14 protein-coding genes are annotated in these 19,722 nt (G+C 40.2%); 10 read left to right on the forward strand and 4 right to left on the reverse strand.

From position 1 onward, the window contains the following. Positions 1-248: 248 nt before the first annotated feature. Entirely contained in the window at positions 249-4,127 is a 3,879-nt protein-coding gene (locus tag H6G75_RS01765; RefSeq protein WP_190978279.1) for a CHAT domain-containing protein, read from the reverse strand. Between the two features lie 303 nt (positions 4,128-4,430). Here H6G75_RS01765 and H6G75_RS01770 point away from each other — a divergent pair, with 303 nt between their 5' ends. Beyond that, entirely contained in the window at positions 4,431-6,071 is a 1,641-nt protein-coding gene (locus tag H6G75_RS01770) for a fibronectin type III domain-containing protein (RefSeq protein WP_242051430.1), read from the forward strand. Between the two features lie 137 nt (positions 6,072-6,208). Here the strand turns inward: H6G75_RS01770 and H6G75_RS01775 are convergent, their stop codons facing one another. Beyond that, the gene (locus H6G75_RS01775; RefSeq protein WP_190978281.1) at positions 6,209-8,314 is read right to left on the reverse strand and encodes a M3 family metallopeptidase; all 2,106 of its coding nucleotides are present in this window, start codon (positions 8,312-8,314) and stop codon (positions 6,209-6,211) included. 277 nt (positions 8,315-8,591) lie between these two features. Between H6G75_RS01775 and H6G75_RS01780 the strand changes: the two genes are divergently transcribed. Together H6G75_RS01780 and H6G75_RS01785 are read left to right on the forward strand one after the other, a co-directional pair. Further along, positions 8,592-9,380: a dienelactone hydrolase family protein gene (locus H6G75_RS01780; protein ID WP_190978307.1), complete on the forward strand. Its 789-nt coding sequence runs from the start codon at positions 8,592-8,594 to the stop codon at positions 9,378-9,380. A 102-nt stretch (positions 9,381-9,482) separates the two neighbouring features. After that, positions 9,483-10,469, forward strand: coding sequence for a zinc-dependent alcohol dehydrogenase family protein (locus H6G75_RS01785; protein ID WP_190978282.1), 987 nt, complete (start codon positions 9,483-9,485; stop codon positions 10,467-10,469). A 193-nt stretch (positions 10,470-10,662) separates the two neighbouring features. On the opposite strand, the gene H6G75_RS01790 is transcribed toward H6G75_RS01785, so the two are convergent. After that, positions 10,663-10,815: a hypothetical protein gene (locus tag H6G75_RS01790; protein WP_190588123.1), complete on the reverse strand. Its 153-nt coding sequence runs from the start codon at positions 10,813-10,815 to the stop codon at positions 10,663-10,665. Positions 10,816-11,224: 409 nt separating this feature from the next. On the opposite strand from H6G75_RS01790, the gene H6G75_RS01795 reads away from it, so the two are divergent. The 6 genes from H6G75_RS01795 (at position 11,225) to H6G75_RS01820 (ending at position 17,930) form a co-directional block, all read left to right on the forward strand. Beyond that, positions 11,225-12,622 carry a nicotinate phosphoribosyltransferase gene (locus H6G75_RS01795; RefSeq protein WP_190978283.1) on the forward strand — a complete coding sequence of 466 codons (1,398 nt, stop codon included), beginning with the start codon at positions 11,225-11,227 and terminating at the stop codon, positions 12,620-12,622. A 3-nt stretch (positions 12,623-12,625) separates the two neighbouring features. Then, entirely contained in the window at positions 12,626-13,225 is a 600-nt protein-coding gene (locus tag H6G75_RS01800; RefSeq protein WP_190978284.1) for a nicotinate-nucleotide adenylyltransferase, read from the forward strand. Further along, positions 13,186-13,932, forward strand: a complete 747-nt coding sequence (locus H6G75_RS01805; RefSeq protein ID WP_190588125.1) for an NrtR DNA-binding winged helix domain-containing protein — start codon at positions 13,186-13,188, stop codon at positions 13,930-13,932. Before H6G75_RS01800 ends, H6G75_RS01805 begins: the two co-directional genes overlap by 40 nt. 99 nt (positions 13,933-14,031) lie before the next feature. Then, entirely contained in the window at positions 14,032-15,738 is a 1,707-nt protein-coding gene (locus tag H6G75_RS01810; RefSeq protein WP_190978308.1) for an NAD+ synthase, read from the forward strand. Positions 15,739-15,990: 252 nt separating this feature from the next. Next, positions 15,991-16,896 carry a peptidoglycan-binding protein gene (locus H6G75_RS01815; RefSeq protein WP_190978285.1) on the forward strand — a complete coding sequence of 302 codons (906 nt, stop codon included), beginning with the start codon at positions 15,991-15,993 and terminating at the stop codon, positions 16,894-16,896. 131 nt (positions 16,897-17,027) lie between these two features. Then, positions 17,028-17,930, forward strand: a complete 903-nt coding sequence (locus H6G75_RS01820) for an ABC transporter ATP-binding protein (RefSeq protein ID WP_190978286.1) — start codon at positions 17,028-17,030, stop codon at positions 17,928-17,930. A 2-nt stretch (positions 17,931-17,932) separates the two neighbouring features. Here H6G75_RS01820 and H6G75_RS01825 read toward each other — a convergent pair whose 3' ends face one another. Next, positions 17,933-18,613, reverse strand: coding sequence for a tetratricopeptide repeat protein (locus H6G75_RS01825; protein ID WP_190978287.1), 681 nt, complete (start codon positions 18,611-18,613; stop codon positions 17,933-17,935). Between the two features lie 453 nt (positions 18,614-19,066). On the opposite strand from H6G75_RS01825, the gene H6G75_RS01830 reads away from it, so the two are divergent. Next, a complete protein-coding gene (locus H6G75_RS01830; RefSeq protein ID WP_190588129.1) occupies positions 19,067-19,393 on the forward strand; it encodes a YbjQ family protein in 327 nt (108 codons plus the stop codon). Positions 19,394-19,722 lie beyond the last annotated feature (329 nt).

Here is a 19,722-nt window from a genome sequence, read left to right on the forward strand (position 1 = left end):
TAACAATTGACATATTTTAATAGAAATTTAACTTTTACTTGTGACCTCAATAAACATCAGCAGTCAAAAGTCAGTAGAAATAGTGTTCAAACTTCGTTCAAGTTTACAAGCACTTTATCTCCTCTGATTTCCCTAGTACAGGTCGGCGTAAATAAACAGACCATAAGAAATTACTAAAAGGCTTGTGATATCGCTATTCTTTACTTTTTCCTTTTGATTTTTTACTTTTGCCTTTTTGTCTTAGTTTCTCAATTCCATTCCCCTTGAAAGACAAACGCAGACCAATAATAAGGTGCATTCCATTGAGGATCTCGCCACATCTCTAGTTGGGCTTGTCGCAGTGCAGATGAGGGTTTTAAGCCTTTTTGCAGCATTGCCGAGTAAAACTTGGACATCAACAATGCCGTACCTTCATCCGCTACGTCCCACAAACTAGACACAACACTTTTACTACCGGCATACATCAAACCGCCTGTGAGTCCGACTAAACCTTCGCCTTTAATAGTTTTTCCTAGTCCAGTACGACAACCGCTTAATACTACCAAGTCAGCAGATAATTTGAGGTTAAAAGTATCAGGGATAGATAACAAGCTTCTTTGGACATCCCCTACTTCGTTCACTACAGACATGACCATACCTGATCTTTCCGGTCTTTGGCTATCGAGAATCCCGTGAGAAGCGAAATGCACAAAGCGATACTGACTAATCTCTGGATTGATAGCTGCTTGACGATTCGCTGCAAAGTCGAATTTGACCAATTTTTGCGAATTTGGAAATAACGACAGAATTTCGTCAGCTTCTTGGCGTGTACCGGGTAATCGCTCATAGAGTTCTTCATCGTTAGACTTGGTTAAGCGAGATTTTAATCGTTCATCGTTGCGGCTAAAAACTGGGTCAGCAAATATAGCTAAACTTTTACTGGGTTTGCGAGAGTTTTGCCTATTTCTAATCACAGCCAGAGTAGAAACTGAGGGTAAACCAACGATTTCATGTTTAACCAGTAAAGGTTCGGGTTTGTCCGCTGGAGAGTTGGGATGAGGGAGAGCGTTGAAAGGAATATATTGGAGGATGCCATCAGCCACGATTAATAAGCGTTTTTGTCCTAGTTGATTCGCAACCTGTCCCAAAAGTATTTGACTCAACTGTTGGGATAATTGGCGATCGCGCAATGATGGATTTGGTGAAGAAACTGCTGTAGAAAATTTTCTGGCTAAAGGTTCTATTTCAGAAAGCTTTGGTAGTTGGTAACTGCTAACACCAGTTTTACTAACTAACCATAAGTAACTATGCTCTTCGCCTAATAGATATTCTAAAAGTAATGTGTCATCATCTAAAATTTGTTTTTGAATTTGCTTAATTTCCACTGGTTTAGCTAATTCAACTGCCCGCGCATCTGATTCTTTTTTATTTTGTTTGCTCAATCTTGAACTTTGATTTGTTCTATTAATTATCGCTAACAAACTGCGAGCATGAGAGCGTTCACTAGCTTGAAAACCTTGAATATCATAACCTGCTTGCTGATTTTTTTGATGTAATCTCATTAATAAATCTACATAAAACGCATAATAATTTTGTTTTGATTCTAAATATTTAGCTAAACTAGTATAAGACCTATACGGTGTTTGTCTCAGTACGGGTTTATCTTTTCCTTCTCGTTCAGCATTCTCAATTTGAGCGCCTTCTGATTCAATCGTGGCAATTGCTTTTTCTATTTGTGCTTGTGCTTTCTGAAAATTGCCACGTTCGCGTTCTAACATGGCTAAACCTAAGTAAACATCAGCTTTTTGGATATTTTTTTTATTGGCTTGGGCTTCAGTTAATGATTTGTTAAAAAATTCTTCTGCTTGCTGATATTGACGATTGTTTAAATAAGATTTACCAATTAAATATAGTATTTCTTGTTTATCGTTATTTAAGGGAACACCAAGAAATGGTGGTGCAGACAAAGCTTTTTGGTACGCTGCTACAGCTTCAGTATTTCTTCCTACATCAGTTAAGACTTTACCCTTTTCTTTACCTAAGTAAGAGATAACGAAACCAGAAAACTGAGTAAACTGTGGGTAAGCTTTTTCTAAAGATTGGTATTCTGTTTCTAGTATGTTTATCGCTTCTAATTTTTGTTGATTATCTTTGGAAAAATAAGCATCAGCAGCAGATAATAAATTACTAATAGATTGAGAATAAGGTTGTTTAGGATTTTGATTAAATTCCCGTAGAAAATCTTTTAGCAATGGTCTAAAATTTGTCCAGATATTTTCAGAAATTTTATTATTGTCATTACCATCTTCTTCTGATGTTAAAGCTAAATTAAAAAACGATAAAAATGCACTGTTTTCGGGTTCTGTATTAGATAGTAGCGAAGTCAATTTTAGGATGAAATTGTTAAGATTATTAGCTGTTACTTCTGGTTTATTTACTTCATTATATAACCTAATTTTTGGTAGCTCTGGTAATATTCTTAATAAAGCCAAAGATGACTTCTTAGTGTTCTTATTATCCTCTAATTGAAGAGTGTCAACTATTTTATCAAAATTAATAGTTCCCCAAATTTTTTCGGCATCACTGAAAATATACAAAGCCTGCTGATAATCGGCAAAAGTTTGATAAATACCACTAATATTGAAAAGTGTTTCTGCTTCCCAAAAACGCACATCTGGAAGAGGCAAGTATTTTAAAGTTTCACTGTTACCTATTTGTACGCCTGAAATTCCACTGGTACCTTGAGTACTAGATGTAGCAATTGAAAAATATAGGGAACTGGTTTTAATTGATTTAGAATCTTGGTCTGACTTGTTAACTCCAATTTTAGCTATATTAGGATTTTTACTAAACTTCTGCCACATTTTTAGTGCTTTGGTATATATTCCCAGCGCCATTTCTTTTTCATCTAGTTCTCGATAATTTAGTGCTAGATTATTTAAAGTTAAAGCTTCCCAAAATGGCATTTGTAGTTTTTGAAACAGAATAAGTGATTGATTGTAATTTTCAATTGCCAGTTTATCTTCTTGAATTTTATTATATGTATTACCTAAGTTATTAAAAACTTTGGCTTGTCCAATTAAATCTTGCTTTTTCTGAAAAATCTTCAGGGCTTCTTGATATTTAGGAATAGCTTTTTTTTGATCATCTTTTTCTTTTAAGTCAACATAAATATTAGCAATATTGTTTGCGGCATTCGCAATTCCTAATTCATCCTTGTTAGCCTGGGCTTTATTGAATGCTTGTTGATTAACAAAAAATTTCTCACCTAGCTTCTCAGCTAGTTCATTTTCTTTAACTTTAATAATTGCAATGACTTTGTTTTTATCTTTGCCTGTATCAAGAGCAACTTCTACATTCTTAAATAAGCCAAAATCAAATAAATGTTTTATTTCTTTCTGGACTACTGATTTTAGAAATATTTGTCCTGGTTTAATATTAAACTCTTCTATAATTAATTTTGCAGGAATCTTCCCTTCAATGGGTTTACCATCTTTATCTATTTCTTGATCGTCGTCTGTAACAAATTTAACTTGGATATCTTCAATTACCCCTTCAGCAACTTTTAGTTTAACAACACCATTATCATCAACTTGTGGTGTACCAACTACATTCGCCAAGACATAGTCTTTATCTTGATACCATTTATTTAACTGTGCGATATTATTTTGCAATTTATTTAAATTTAAGATGCTACCGTAATCTTTACTAAAAATACTATTAACGACTTGTGGCGATAGTATCGTAGAAGCTTTAGATACAGCAGTTACTTCTACCTTTTTTAAAACAGGGTTAGTTTTGACAACAAAAGTTACACGTACACCTAATGGAGTATCGGCTGGTTCAGCTTGTACGTTAGAAAACCAACCTGTGGCAAAAATGGCGTTGATGTCTTCTTGTAATTGCGATCGCGTAATTTTTTTACCTGGTTTAGTCTTAATTGTTTTGTAAACTAAATCTTCTAAATTTTCAGTTGTGCCTTTTACTACGACTTCTGAGACAAGTACCTGTGGTTCTGTTTCTGTTGGTGGCTTTGGTTGTGTACTGGGAGATGGTTGAGACGATGACTGTGCTAAAGCAATTAAAGGAATCCCACCAAGAAACTGTGATACTAACAGTAGATTGATGAATATAATTAAATTTCTCATAACACTGCACCTACGCCAGAGAATTAATGTATTTCTTCTGCCAGTCTGTTAAGTTCTTTACAAATTTTGAGCTAAAAACTTGTTTTTTATCATAAGGTTATTTAACATCATCTGTAACAAGTTAAAAATAAGTAAATTTTGTCAATACATCTTTGTAAATAAAACTCACAAAGCGAATCACCGCGCACCTGCATTTGTCGCAGAACCTTTCCAGCAGGACAAATCATGAAATTTCTCCAGCCTGTACTTTTGTTTGTTCTATGCTTTACCTTGGTAAGCGTGCATTCTCTTGGGCAAACCGTTATGACCACAGCGCCTCAACTGTTGACCGATCCATTTTTGCAGCTACCAACGGCAAACTCAGTCAAAGTAGTGTGGTTTACTGAGTTTGCCGGAACTAAGCATACAGTGGCTTATGGGGAAAATTTGCAGCAAACTGCCAAAGCCACGACGACTAAACTCAGTCGCACCAGAGAAGACCAAAAATCCAGAGTTGGGAAGCAAACCCAAGATGGACAAGTTTATCAACAACCAACAATGCGGGATATTTGGCGACATGAAGCAGAGGTGACAGGGTTAACGCCAGGGGTGCGGGTGAATTATCGAGTTAGCAGTACAAGAGAAGATGGCGCGACTGTTAGCAGTGATGTTTTTACTCTGACAGCCAAACCGGAACCGGGAACACCACTCAAAATCCTGTTAACTTCCGACCATCAACTCAAGCCAATGACCGCCGCCAACCTACAAAAAGTCGTAGAAACAGTGGGGAGAGTGGATGCAGTGTGGTTTGCTGGTGATTTGATTAATGTGAGCGATCGCGCCTCGGAATGGTTTGATGATAATCGGGGTAATGCTTTATTTCCTGGCTTACAAGGTCATGCTCAATACGAAATGCAGCATAATGGCGTGAAAGTCACTTACACAGGCGGGCAAATTATCCAACACGCACCCATGTATAGTTGCATTGGTAATCATGAAGTCATGGGGCGTTTTGGTAGGAAAAACAGTTTAAATGATGAATTTGATGATACCTTTCCCCGCGCGGTTGCCCAAAAATTATATAGTGGCAAATCTCTAATTGATCATTCTTTTAATACAATTACCTACGAAGAAATTTTGAGCTTACCTGAAAGTAAATCAGGTGGAAAAAAATATTATGCAGTTAGTTTTGGTGATGTGCGTTTAATAGTTTTATACATCACAAATATGTGGCGCACACCCAAATTAGACGGAAAATCTACAGGTAGATATCGAGAAGCAGAAAAAGATTTAAATAACCAAGAAAATTGGGGTTATGGGCAGATCATTTATGAGCCAATCGCCAAAGGTAGTACACAATACAATTGGTTAGCATCAGAACTCAACAGCCCAGAATTTCAACAAGCAAAATACAAAGTTGTGATGTTCCATCACCCGCCCCATACCTTGGGCGATAATATAGTTCCAGCGTACACCGACCCAATACAAATCAGCGATCGCAATCAGCAAAACAAAATTACCTCTGTGCGTTACGAATATCCCAAAAACGCTGACTATATTATCCGTGATGTTGTCCCTTTACTGGAAGCAGCTAATGTGCAATTAGTCTTTTATGGACATTCTCATTTATGGAATCGCTTTATTAGTTCTGGGGGAATGCACTTTTTAGAAACCTCAAATGTGGGTAATACATATAGTGCTGCTTGGGGCGAAAAAAAGCGAGAAGTTCCCACTAACTATCAGGAAAAATATGTTGACCTCGGCGACCCCAATGGTTTAGAACCTGTGGTACCAAACATCGCACCAATATTAGGTGAAAATGGTCAACCAATACCTTATATAGCTAGTAATAACATTACTGTTTTTAGTATCTTTGATACCAGCACAGGTAAAGTAAGTAGCTATCTTTTTGATACGCGCAAACCAGATTCAGAAGTGATCAAGTTTGATGAATTTCAGTTGTAAATAGGACTTACGCAAAAAACGAAAAATTAAGGATTTGGAGAAGGGTGAAAGGGTGTAGGGGTATAGGGTGTACTTCTTCAACACCCTTACACCCTATACCCTTTCACCCCCACACCCAGTCTCCACAGACAATCTTGTTAAGCTGCTGTATCTACCAAACCATTGTGCCGTAACAGCGAAACTGTACTTGGTTCCCTTCCTCGGAAGGCTTTGAAGATTTCCATTGGATGCTGACTACCACCAAGTGCCAACACAGTATCACGGTAGCGTCTACCAGTGGCTTGAACGGCGGTTTCATCGTCTAAACCAGCTTCTTCAAAAGCGGCGAAAGCATCTGCACTCAGTACCTCAGCCCACTTATAGCTGTAGTAACCTGCGGCATAGCCACCTTCAAAGATATGCCCAAAGGCACACAAGAAAGAATCTTCGGGTAGCGGTGGTAAAACTGTGGTAGTTTTGGCTATACGCTGGCGCACTTGGGCGGGAGTTTCATCACCACCAGGAAGATAGCGATCGTGTAATTCTATATCCACCGTGCTGAAGTGAATTTGCCGCAATGTCAAACTCCCACTCATATAGTTACGTGCGGCTAACAGTTTTTGGTAATAATGCTCTGGTAATGGTTCGCCAGTTTCATAATGCTTGGCCATACCAAACAAAGTCGGGCGTTCATAACACCAGTTTTCCATAAATTGGCTTGGTAATTCCACAGCATCCCACTCGACATTATTCACCCCGGCGGCACTGCTGTAATCAACTTGGGTTAGCATGTGATGTAAGCCATGACCAAATTCGTGGAATAATGTCTCTACTTCATAGAAGGTCATTAAACTTGGCTTACCATCCACTGGCGGAGTTTGGTTACACACCAAATAAGCCACAGGCAAGCGCACAGATGTAGCACCATTATCGTTAATCTTGCCTCGGTTAATGCAGACATCCATCCAAGCACCACCACGCTTTTCGGCGGGACGGCTGTAAGGATCTAAGTAAAAGTAGGCGATGGGTTTACCTGTTTCGTCAGCAATTTGGAAATATCTCACATCTTCGTGCCAAACGGGTGCTTGTCCATCAGCAGGGGTGACGGTAACGCCAAACAGCCGCTTCACTAGTCCAAATAAACCGTCTAAAACTTGCGGTAAGGGGAAATAAGGGCGTAATTCTTCCGTGGTAAAGGAGAATTTTGCTTCCCGTTGGCGTTCTGCCCAAAAGCTAATATCCCAGTGTTGTAAATCTTGGGCTTCTGGTGCGCCTTTGGTAGCAGCAAAAGCTTTAAGTTCAGCTAACTCTTTGACAGCAGCATCATAACTGGCACTCCGCAACTCTTCTAACAGTGCTTCGACTGCTGCCACATTGGGAGCCATTTTACTAGCAAGGCTTAACTCAGCAAAGTTTTTGTAGCCTAATAAATTGGCTAGTTCTTGGCGTAATTCTAAAATCCGCACAATTAAAGGATTATTATCTAACTCACCAGCAGCAGCACGAGTGATATATGCTTTATACAATTTTTCCCGCAAGTCTCGGCGGGTGCTGTGCTGCATAAACGGGCTGTAGCTGGGGAAATCTAAAGTGATGCGCCAAGGGCCATTTTCGGGGGTGGCGTTTTCTTCCCCAGCCGCACGGGCAGCTTGGGCAGCTAAACTGAGGGAACTTTGGGGTAAGCCCTCAACTTCTGCTTTGGTTGTGAGGTTTAAGCTAAAAGCTTTAGTCGCATCTAATACATGGTTAGAGAATTTTGTGGATAATTCTGCTAACTCCATTTGAATGTCATTAAACCGATCTCTGGCTTCGCCTGACAAGCCCACACCCGATAATTCCGCATCTCGGATGGCAGTTTCGATAATGCGTTGCTGGGCTGGTTCTAAGGTTGCCCAGGTATCACTCGCCCGGAGTTGTTTAAAGGCGTTGTATATAACTTGACTTTGACCAAGTTTATTGCTGAATTGTACTACTTGGGGTTGCACAGTTTCATAAGCTTCGCGCAGCTGGGGACTATTCTTGACTCCCATTAAATGACTGACTATACCCCAACTCCAAGTCAGCCTTTCGGTGAGTTTTTCTAAGGGTTCAACTAAACCACTCCAAGTTGGCTGGGCGTTAGCTTCTAAGGTAGCCAGTTCCTCATCCAGTTCTTTTAATAACTGCTGGAAGGCTGGAATTACTTGTTCTGCTTGAATCTCAGTAAATGGCGGTAAGCCAGTACCTCTTAACAAGGGATTTTGGGGAATAGTGGCTGCACTCATAGCGTTGTATCAATGCTGATAAATATCTCAATATACTTCTAATGTAGCGATCGCTGCGATTTTTAGCGTTGCCAGAATGCCGAAATAACCGAATTAGGGAGTGGTGGTTCGGCTCCGCCCTTCTCCTATCGGAGACGCTGCGCGAACGGCTACGCTCAGGACAAGCTCACCAACCGGGAATAGGTAGTGGATTTTTTGACAAATGACAAATGACAACTTTATTGTCTACTTTCCAGGCATAATCATCCCAGATGATTATTTTACTGGGTGTCCTGAGATGAAATTACTGCTTTCTGCATTAATTACACCTGTGGCTGTGGTATTGACTGCTACACAAACATTGGCAGCAATTCAAACGAAAAATGTTGAGTATAAACAAGGAAATACAGTTTTACAAGGCTATCTCGCTTATGATGACGCAATTAAAGGCAAGCGTCCTGGAGTTTTGGTAGTACATGAATGGAATGGACTACAATCTTACGCCAAACAACGCACAGAACAGTTAGCGAAACTTGGTTATGTTGCTTTCGCGGCTGACATTTATGGTAAAGGTATTAGACCGAAGACTCCTGAAGAGTCTGGTAAGCAAGCTACCATTTATCGCAACGATAGAAAATTGTTGCGCGATCGCGCCTTAGCTGGGTTAAAAGTATTACAATCAAATCCGCTTACTGATGTTAAACGAATTGCAGCGATCGGTTATTGTTTTGGCGGTGGTACAGTATTAGAACTTGCCCGTAGCGGTGCTAACATTGCCGGAGTCGTCAGTTTTCACGGCAACCTCGATACACCAAACCCCAACGATGCTAAAAATATCAAAGCCAAAGTTTTAGTATTACATGGTGCTGATGACCCATTCGTCCCAGCAGAACAAGTCCAAGCTTTTGAAAACGAAATGCGCCAAGCAAATGTAGACTGGCAATTAATTTCTTATGGTGGTGCAGTACACGCCTTTACTAACCCAGAATACAAAGGTCAGATAAAAGGCGCGTTATATAATCCCGTAGCTGACAAACGTTCTTGGGAAGATATGCGACAATTTTTCGCCGAAATCTTTCGTAAATAGGGGAGTTGGGAGTGGGAATTTTGTAAGCCAGAGATAGAAGAAAAATTTTTCTTCCTGAGCTATATAGTGAGTAATCACCCTTACTCACTACTCCCCTATATTATGCGTGCAATGCTTTTAGATGCACCACATCAACCTCTACGTTTAGCTGAGTTACCAATACCTCAACCCAATGCAGAACAAGTTCTGATTCGGGTTCATGCTTGTGCAGTTTGCCGCACAGATTTACATATAGTTGATGGAGAATTGACTCATCCCAAATTACCTTTAATACCTGGACATCAAATTGTCGGTACTATCGAGGCAATGGGGGCAAAGGTTGATAAATTTTATGTCGGTCAACGGGTGGGAGTGCCTTGGCTGGGTCATACTTGCGATCACTGTCGTTATTGTCGCTCAGGACGAGAAAATCTCTGCGATTATGCTGAATTTACTGGCTATAACCTAGATGGTGGTTATGCAGAATATACTGTAGCTGATTACCGCTTTTGCTTTGCCTTAGATCCTAGCTTTCCTGACTTGCAAGCTGCGCCTTTATTATGTGGTGGCTTAATTGGTTATCGTGCTTACAGCATGACAGGCGATGCTGAAAAAATTGGTTTTTATGGGTTTGGTTCATCTGCCCACATCTTAATTCAATTAGCCCGCTATCAAGGTCGGCAAATTTTTGCTTTTACTCGTTCTGGAGATATCATCGGACAAGAATTTGCTCTTCAACTCGGTGCAAATTGGGCGGGTGACTCCGACACATTACCACCAGAACCTTTAGATGCAGCGATAATTTTTGCACCTGTAGGTAAACTAGTCCCAGCCGCTTTACGCGCAGTCGCCAAAGGAGGAATTGTGGTTTGTGCAGGTATTCACATGAGCGATATTCCCTCTTTTCCTTACGAAATTCTTTGGGAAGAAAGAATGTTACGTTCTGTGGCTAATTTAACTCGCAAAGATGGCGAGGAATTTCTCGCTTTAGCACCCAAAGTTCCAATTAAAACAGAAGTGAATGCTTTTCCTTTCACCCAAGCCAATGAAGCTTTAAACGCCCTTCGCAATGGCGAAATTGAAGGTTCAGCAGTTTTAGTAATTGATTAAAAAACAAATGTTTTCTCTTAAAAATGGGTTTAAGGGTGTGAGGGTGTAGGGGTGTATTTATTCAAAACCCTTATACCCCTACACCCAATCTCCACAAACAATCTTTGTGCGTAATTCCTAAAATTTACCAAATAAAAAGGCTCAAGCTTTTGGCTCAAGCCTTGACCTCACTCATATCTAAATATTTCATCTTCTACCAAACATCACTCATACCTTTTTTATAAGGTTCACCCGTAAAAGGTTGTACCCCAGTATTAGGATATTGATCATCTGTAGGGCCAAAAATTCGCATTGCAGCTTCAGAGATATACTCGGTAATCCTAGCAATGATTTGGGAAATAGCCATACTCTTAGACTCCTTATTTTTGAGTCAGTTAGATAGTTATCTTTCTACTTTAATTCGATATTTTCTTATCGCTCAGACTCTCAATATATTGAGAATTTATGCAATAGTTTTTCAGATTGCTTTGCAATACTTTAGGTTGCCAAAAAAGTTTAAAGTTTCTCTGCAATTCCAATTATAACAAAACTTCCAATTAAGCTCTTTTGTATGAGAAATATCAGTGTTTTATAGAGGTTAGTTTACGAAGAATAAACTATTAAAAAAGATTAAATATTTGTATAAAATATAATTATTTTGCGGTGATTATGTTGATTTAATGAAGTCAAGAGCTTCTCTGTCGCGGAGTAGTTGACATTATTTATGGTAAAATCTACCATAATAAAAAGCAGCATTCTTGTAAGGACACTCTTACATGGCAACTATCCCAGACTTGGGCAGCTACCAGCGCCAAGACTTGACAATCTCTGCGGCTGATTACAGCTTGCTCACCGACCTTTATCAGCTAACAATGGCAGCTTGTTATGTTGGTGAAGGATTAGAACAAAAACAAGCTAGTTTTGAGTTATTTGTGAGGCGATCGCCAGAAAATTTTGGCTATCTCATTGCAATGGGTTTAGAGCAAGTTCTGGCATATTTAGAAAAGTTAAGTTTTACTCATTCTCAAATTGCCGCACTCCAGACGACGGGAATTTTCGCCCAAGCCAGCGATCGCTTTTGGTCGTTATTAGCTGAAGCGAAATTCACTGGTGATGTTTGGGCAGTTCCCGAAGGCACAGCCGTATTTCCCAACGAGCCATTTTTGCGAATTGAAGCGCCACTTTGGCAAGCCCAACTAATAGAAACGTACCTCTTAAATACCATCAATTATCAAACTTTAATTGCCACCAGAGCCGCCCGTCTGCGTGATGTTGCTGGGGAAAAAGCCAAACTTTTAGAGTTCGGCACAAGGCGGGCATTCAGTCCCCAAGGGGCGTTGTGGGCGGCACGGGCAGCCTTAGCCGGGGGATTAGATGCTACCTCCAATGTGTTAGCAGCACTACAACTAGGTCAACAGCCAAGTGGTACGATGGCACACGCCTTGGTCATGGCGTTGTCAGCGATGGAAGGCAGTGAAGCAGAAGCTTTTACGGCATTTCATCGCTATTTTCCCGGTGCGCCCTTGTTAATTGATACTTACGATACCATCGCGGCGGCAGAAAATTTGGCAGCCAAAGTCAGTGCAGGGGAAATGGAATTATCAGGAGTCAGACTGGATTCTGGGGATTTGGTAAGCTTGTCAAAACAAGTGCGATCGCTATTACCAAATGTGCCAATTGTTGCTAGTGGTGATTTAGATGAATGGGAAATCAGCAGACTCAAAGCGGCTGGGGCGGTAATTGATGGTTATGGTTTGGGAACGCGACTGGTAACAGGTACGCCTGTCAACGGGGTTTATAAGCTGGTAGAAATTGATGGCGTTCCCGTCATGAAACAGTCTAGCGGTAAGGGGACTTATCCCGGACGCAAGCAGATTTTTCGGTCATTTGCTGATGGCAAGGTAAAAGCTGATAGGTTGGGTTTAATCACAGAAACACCGCAATCAGAAACACCTTTATTGCAATTATTCATGAAGCAAGGTGAACGTGTGCAACTGCCAGAAACTTTAGCAGACATTCGCCAACGAACTGCGATAACAGTCGCTAGTTTGCCAGAAGAGACAAGGCAGATATCAAACCCTGTGGCTTTGCCGGTGGAGATTTCTGAAGAGTTGCAGGAATTGACTGAGAAGACTAAGGAACGAACCGCCAAGACGCAGAGGACACAGAGGTAAATCATGAGAATTGCTTTATTTGGTACAAGTGCTGATCCGCCAACGGCTGGGCATCAAGAGATTTTAAGATGGTTGTCAGAACGTTATGATTGGGTGGCAGTTTGGGCGGCGGATAATCCCTTTAAGTCCCATCAAACACAATTAGAACATCGGGCGGCGATGCTGCGGTTATTAATTGCTGACATGGATGCGCCAAGAGATAACGTCGCAGTGACGCAGGATTTAAGTAGCTGGCGCACCCTAGAAACAGTGGAAAAAGCCAAACAGTATTGGGGTGAAGAAGCAGAATACACCTTAGTTATTGGTTCAGATTTGATCAATCAACTACCACGCTGGTATAAAATTGAAGATTTATTACAGCAAGTGCAACTAATGGTTGTGCCACGACCAGGATATGCAATAGAAGAATCTAGCTTAGAGGCAATTCAAAAGCTGGGAGGAAAAATTGCGATCGCTACCCTCACAGGTTTAAATGTATCCTCAACAGCTTATCGTGAGCATGGAGATACTCAAGCCCTGATAGCTCCCATTGTTGCCTATATTCATCAACAGCATTTGTACAAATGCCAGGACGCAACCACAAAAAGATTCCAACTCCGCTAAATCAACAACCTTTGGCTGATTTTAAGGTAGGTGTGGATAATGTAATTTTTTCTGTAGACACTGTTCAAAATCGACTTTTGGTTCTCTTAGTCATGCGACAGCAAGAACCATTTTTAAATTCTTGGAGTCTTCCTGGGACGTTAGTGCGTCAAGGCGAATCTTTAGAAGATGCGGCCTACCGCATCATGGCAGAGAAAATCCGAGTCAACAATCTTTATTTAGAACAGTTGTATACCTTTGGCGGGCCAAACCGTGACCCCAGAGAAGCAACTGATAGTTATGGCGTGCGTTATTTATCAGTGAGTTATTTTGCCCTTGTCAGGTTTGAAGAAGCCGAATTAATCGCTGATAAAGTCGCAGGAATTGCTTGGTATCCCGTCAAACAAGTGCCACAATTAGCCTTTGACCATAATCAACTGCTAACTTATGGTCATAGACGACTGCGAAATAAATTAGAGTACAGCCCAGTCGCCTTTGAAGTTTTACCAGAAATGTTTACTTTAAACGATTTGTATCAGCTATACACAACAGTGTTAGGGGAAAACTTTTCTGATTACTCTAATTTTCGGGCGCGACTACTCAAGTTAGGTTTTTTGTGCGATACCGGAGTAAAGGTATCACGGGGTGCAGGTCGCCCAGCTAGTTTATATAAATTCGATGCTGAAGCTTTTGCACCTTTTAAAGATAAACCTTTGGTGTTTATTTAAATAGTCATTGGTCATTAGTCATTTGTAAAAAACTATGTACAAATGACTCATGACATAGACGCTTTTGCGACTTCCCGCAGGGTAGAACAAAGGACAAATATGAAAATTGCGATCGCTCAACTTAATCCAACCATCGGTGATATACCAGGAAACGTCCAAAAGATTCTAGCAGCCGCCCAAGATGCAGTACAATCAGGCGCACGTTTATTATTAACTCCAGAACTTTCTTTGTGTGGCTATCCACCCAGAGATTTATTACTAAATCCTAGTTTTGTCTCGGCTATGAGTACGGCACTACAACAATTAGCCAGAGATTTACCCCCAGAATTAGCTGTGTTAGTCGGTACTGTTGAACCAAATACCAAATCTCATATCACTGGCGGTAAAAGTTTATTTAATAGTATTGCTTTATTAGAATCAGGCAAAGTCAAGCAAATTTTTTATAAACGGCTGTTGCCTACTTATGATGTATTTGATGAAGACCGCTATTTTGAACCAGGGTTACAACCGAATCATTTCACTTTAGATGATATTCATATTGGCGTAACTATTTGCGAAGATTTATGGAATGACGAGGAATTTTGGGGCAAACGTAGTTATGCTGTCAATCCCATTGCAGACTTAGCAATTTTGGGTGTAGATTTAATTGTTAATTTGTCGGCTTCACCTTACAGTGTTGGCAAACCGCAGTTTCGAGAATCGATGTTAAAGCATAGTGCAGTGCGCTTTCAACAGCCGATGATTTATGTTAACCAAGTCGGCAGTAATGATGATTTAATATTCGATGGTTATAGTTTTGCGTTAAATGGTCAAGGCGAAATTATGTGTCGCGCCCGTGGTTTTGCCACTGATTTAGTAACTGTGGAATTTAACAAGAGACAACGAGATTTAGAGTTAAGTTCTTTAAAACCTGAGTGTGAATCAGAAGAAGAGGAAGTTTGGCAAGCTTTGGTTTTAGGTGTGCAAGACTATGCCCTGAAATGTCGCTTTTCTAAAGTAGTATTAGGTTTAAGTGGTGGTGTAGATTCAGCATTAGTCGCTGCGATCGCAACAGCAGCATTAGGTAAAGAAAATGTCCTCGGTGTCCTGATGCCATCACCTTACAGTTCCGAACATTCTGTTAGTGATGCTTTGGCATTAGGTAAAAATTTAGGCATTGAAACAACTATTTTACCCATAGGTGAATTAATGCAGGGCTTTGATCATAGCCTTGCTGACTTGTTTGCTGGTACAGAATTTGGCATCGCCGAGGAAAATATTCAATCGCGGATTCGCGGTAACTTATTAATGGCGATCGCTAACAAATTTGGCTATCTCTTATTATCCACAGGCAACAAATCAGAAATGGCCGTCGGTTACTGTACCCTCTACGGCGACATGAACGGCGGTTTAGCAGTCATCGCCGATGTTCCCAAAACCCGCGTTTATAAAATTTGCCAATGGTTAAACCGCAACGACGAAGTTATCCCGCAAAATATCCTTACCAAAGCCCCCAGTGCTGAACTCAAACCCGGCCAAGTTGACCAAGATTCCCTCCCAGCTTATGAAGTTTTAGACGACATCTTGCAACGCTTCATTCATGACCATGAATCAGCCGCCCAAATAGTTGAAGCAGGTCACGACCCCATAATTGTAGACCGAGTAATTCAAATGGTTGCCCGTGCCGAATTTAAGCGTCGTCAAGCACCCCCCGGCTTGAAAATTACTGACCGCGCCTTTGGTACAGGCTGGCGAATGCCCATCGCTAGTAGCTGGGTAGCCATCAAAAATGCCTATCAAGCCATACCTGTCTCTACACCCAGTTAACAGAAGCTGGGCATTGCTATTTTTTGGACAACATATTCCCAGATTTTACAGAAGCAATGCCCACCCTACAAATTAGATTTTATAAAAAATACAGAATTACTTTTGCGTAAATTACTGAAGTCGCCTTGAATCGTAAAGTAATACTAAAATTCACGGCTGAAATTTTGAGCTGTGAGTATAGTTTCAAACAACATTCCCAATTATGGAAATGCTGTTTATACCTAGTTAGAACTAAACGAAGATAGGTGCAAAATGAAATTACAAGATTTCTTAGGTAAAGAAGAAAAGTGGGGATTTGAGGCTGTTGCTAAAGATGAAGAATTGACTCGCCAGATACAGATACTATTAATTGGCTTAGATTTATTAGAACCACCTGCTGATGCGAAATTTGGCCCTGTGACTGCGGCTGCTATCAAAAAATTTCAAGAATTAAAGAAAATTAATGAGCCAGATTATATAGGTGCAGTGACAGCCAAAGAATTGATTGAAACCAAACGCGACGAATTGCCCAAACCTGAATTAAAACTAGGTAACGACATTGCCAGCAGAATTGTGAAGTATATGCTGGCACAAAATTATCAAGTCTTTACTGGCCCCAAAGAATACAATATTGTTTATGTTGAAGGTATAGACGGTGACTGGAATCTCAACAGTGACACACCCAACGCTTTTAACGATCGCCGCATTGTGATCGAAGTCGTCAATGGTACTCCAAAAATTGTCGATCACTGGCAAGCAACCACTGAACCAGGCAGATATTACACCCTTAACCCCATGAATCCCGGCGGTGCAGCCAGAATTAAGTTTGGACAATACAAAGCCTGGGCTGTAGGTTTGCATGGAAATGCAGAACGCCACGAAGCCTTAGTACAAGTTGCACCCATTACTGTTCACCGCGATTTCAACAAAGATTTTCAACGCACAGGTGACAAACTAGATACAGGTCTTTTCTACGTAAATCAACACTGGGGTTATGATGCGCCTAGTAATGACATTAAAAATGCTAGTGCTGGTTGTCTTGTAGGGCGGATGCGTCAAGGACATAGAGAGTTTATGTCCATCATTAAACAAGACCGCCGTTATGTAGCTAACAATGATTATGTATTCTATACAACAGTCATTCCTGGCGATGATTTATTGAAGAAGTTTCCTGGGTAAAATCTAAACTCTAGATATCTCCTTCAATATGGGTGTGTCTGATTTGCACAAGGCACACCCATCAGCACTCAGCACTCAGCACTCCACGAATGATAGTCTATGTGATGAACTAAATGTTAAGAAAGTTATCCATGACTGCTGCTGTTCTGTTAGAGAATGTCTTCAAGTTTTACAAAAATGTCCCTGTAGTTAATGATTTATCATTTGCGATCGCACCTGGAGAAATCTTTGCCCTACTTGGCCCGAATGGTGCGGGTAAATCAACCACAATTCGGATGTTGACTACATTAACCAAGCCATCCCAAGGACATATAGAAGTTGCTGGTTATGATGTTGTCAAACAACCAATACAAGCAAAACAGAGCATTGGTGTTGTTTTGCAGCAAACTAGTATAGATGGTGATTTAAGCGTTTGGGAAAATATGGAATTGCATGGGCGGCTACATCGTATAGCCAACCCACAGCGACAACGACTAATTAATCAATGGCTAGAGTATGTGGAACTAGCAGACAGAAGAGATGATTTAGTCAAAACTTTGTCTGGCGGAATGAAACGACGATTACAAATAGCCAGGGCGTTACTTCACCAACCACAAATTTTATTTTTGGATGAACCAACAGTCGGACTAGATCCCCAAACTCGTCGGCGACTTTGGGAAATTATTCGAGATTTAAACAAGCAAGGGATGACAATGTTACTCACAACTCATTACATGGATGAAGTCGAGTACTTGTGTGGAGCTTTTGAAGCAACCGGGCCGGGACGCATTGGTATTATGGATAGTGGCAAACTTATATCTTTAGGAACGCTCCAACAGTTGCGTTCTGCTCACGGTGAAGGTTTGGTCATGAAACAATTAGGAATCACCGAGGCGGGTAATGACAGCGCCCGACGCTGGGAATATTTATTTTTCCCTTCTTTAGAAGCAGCAAACAATTATCTGAATCAACAACCAGATAAAACGGGAATGATGGTACGCCCCTCTAATTTAGAAGATATTTTTGTGGAATTAACCGGACGACAGCTAGATTAACCTCAACCGCCTAACTCCCGCAGCATTGCTTCTACTCGCTCAACGCCATCTGCATTATTTTGGCGTTGGTATAAACCTTTAGCTTTTTGTAGTAAGCTATTTGCTTGTTTTGTCTGGCGACGTTGTTTAAACATCGCCGCCATAAATTCATATATCTGAGGATTGTTGCGATCTATACCAATAGCTTGTTCATAAGCCCAATTAGCTGCTTCATAATCTCCTAAACGAGCTTGGGTAACGCCCAATCCCAGATAAGCATTCAGATTGTTACGGTTTAGCTGAATGGCGCGGCGGTAAGCATCCCTAGAGCCTTTTGTGTCACCCAAGTTACCTTTGATGTAACCTACAGCATAAAAGAAATCACTATTATCAGGGTCAAGACCCAATGCCCGACGATAAGCCACTAAAGCAGCTTGATAATTGCCTTGTTGGGCATACAAATAACCCATCCCAGAGTATACTTTAGCATTCTTGGGGTCTAAGGCTGCGGCTCTTTGATATGTAGCGATCGCTCCGTTATAATCACCCGCATCAACTTGTCTGCGACCTTCTTCAAACAATTCCTTTAATTCTGGGTTTTTCGCTTGGGCAACTAATACTTGTGCTTGAACTCTCACAGGCATCGTAACCACACTACATCCTAACAACAAAGCACTAACTATAAGTGATATGCGTTTGTACACAGTAAATTTCCTGAACTTCTAGCAACTTTTTTCTTGTACATTAAAACAAAAATATGGATTTTTGAAAACTGTATTTATTCTGTTTTACGAAATATTAATATTTTATAAACTCCCAAGCTGCAAACGACACCAATTTACTAGAGTTTCTACTGAACAATGAATCTATAGGCGATTTACCAACATATCTCCCTTGTCTCCCTTGTCTCCCTTGTCTCTTTTGTTCATTTCTCAAATAGAACTGCTATACTTCTGTATTTATTTTGCTAACGATTTTACTATTGCTGGCTAATATTACTACAACGCTGCTTATTTTAAAACCCAAAATATTTAATTTCTGTATCCGTTTTTATATTGCTTGGCAACACTAAGTTTGACCTTGCGTTAGCAGTTACCCCAATAATAACAATCTCAGACGTACAATATTCCTTGACCTGTGAACTGTGAGATAATTCTATGATTTTAACTACAACCGATGTAATTCAAGGCGCTGTGATTGATTCATATTTAGGTATTGTAACTGCGGAAGTTGTTTACGGTAGCAATTTTTTACGAGATTTTTTTGCCAGCATTCGAGATGTGATTGGTGGTCGAACTGGTAGCTACGAACGTTTATTTGAAGAAGGCCAAAGAAAAGCACTCTTAGAATTAGAACAACGCGCACAGCGATTAGGCGCAAACGCCGTCGTTGGGATTGAAATTGATACAGGAACAATCAATGTTGACCAGTCTGGAGTTTTAATGCTGATTACTGCTACAGGTACAGCTGTAAGAATGCGTTAGTCATTTTATCCTACACTGACAAGGTTTTCATCATATATTGAGCATCGCTAATAGGTAATATTAGTAATAAATTACTTATTAGCGACATTTTACAACAGCAGTTATTTTCTGAATTTTTGTCTATTTTTTTATTATTTAATTGTATTAAAACCACCCAGATTCATCCTAGAATTTGATATTAATTCATTTTTCTATTCATTCTTAAGCTCTTGTGCATTTAAATTGTGATAATAGTATCGCCTTTATTTTTGAGTTTTCGTCCCCATTTAATAATTAACGCTCCTTCATTTAAGAGTTGATGTAATAAATATTCTAGGTCTTCAATTGAT

It is taken from the genome of Nostoc sp. FACHB-280 (assembly GCF_014697615.1).
GTDB lineage: Bacteria > Cyanobacteriota > Cyanobacteriia > Cyanobacteriales > Nostocaceae > Nostoc_B.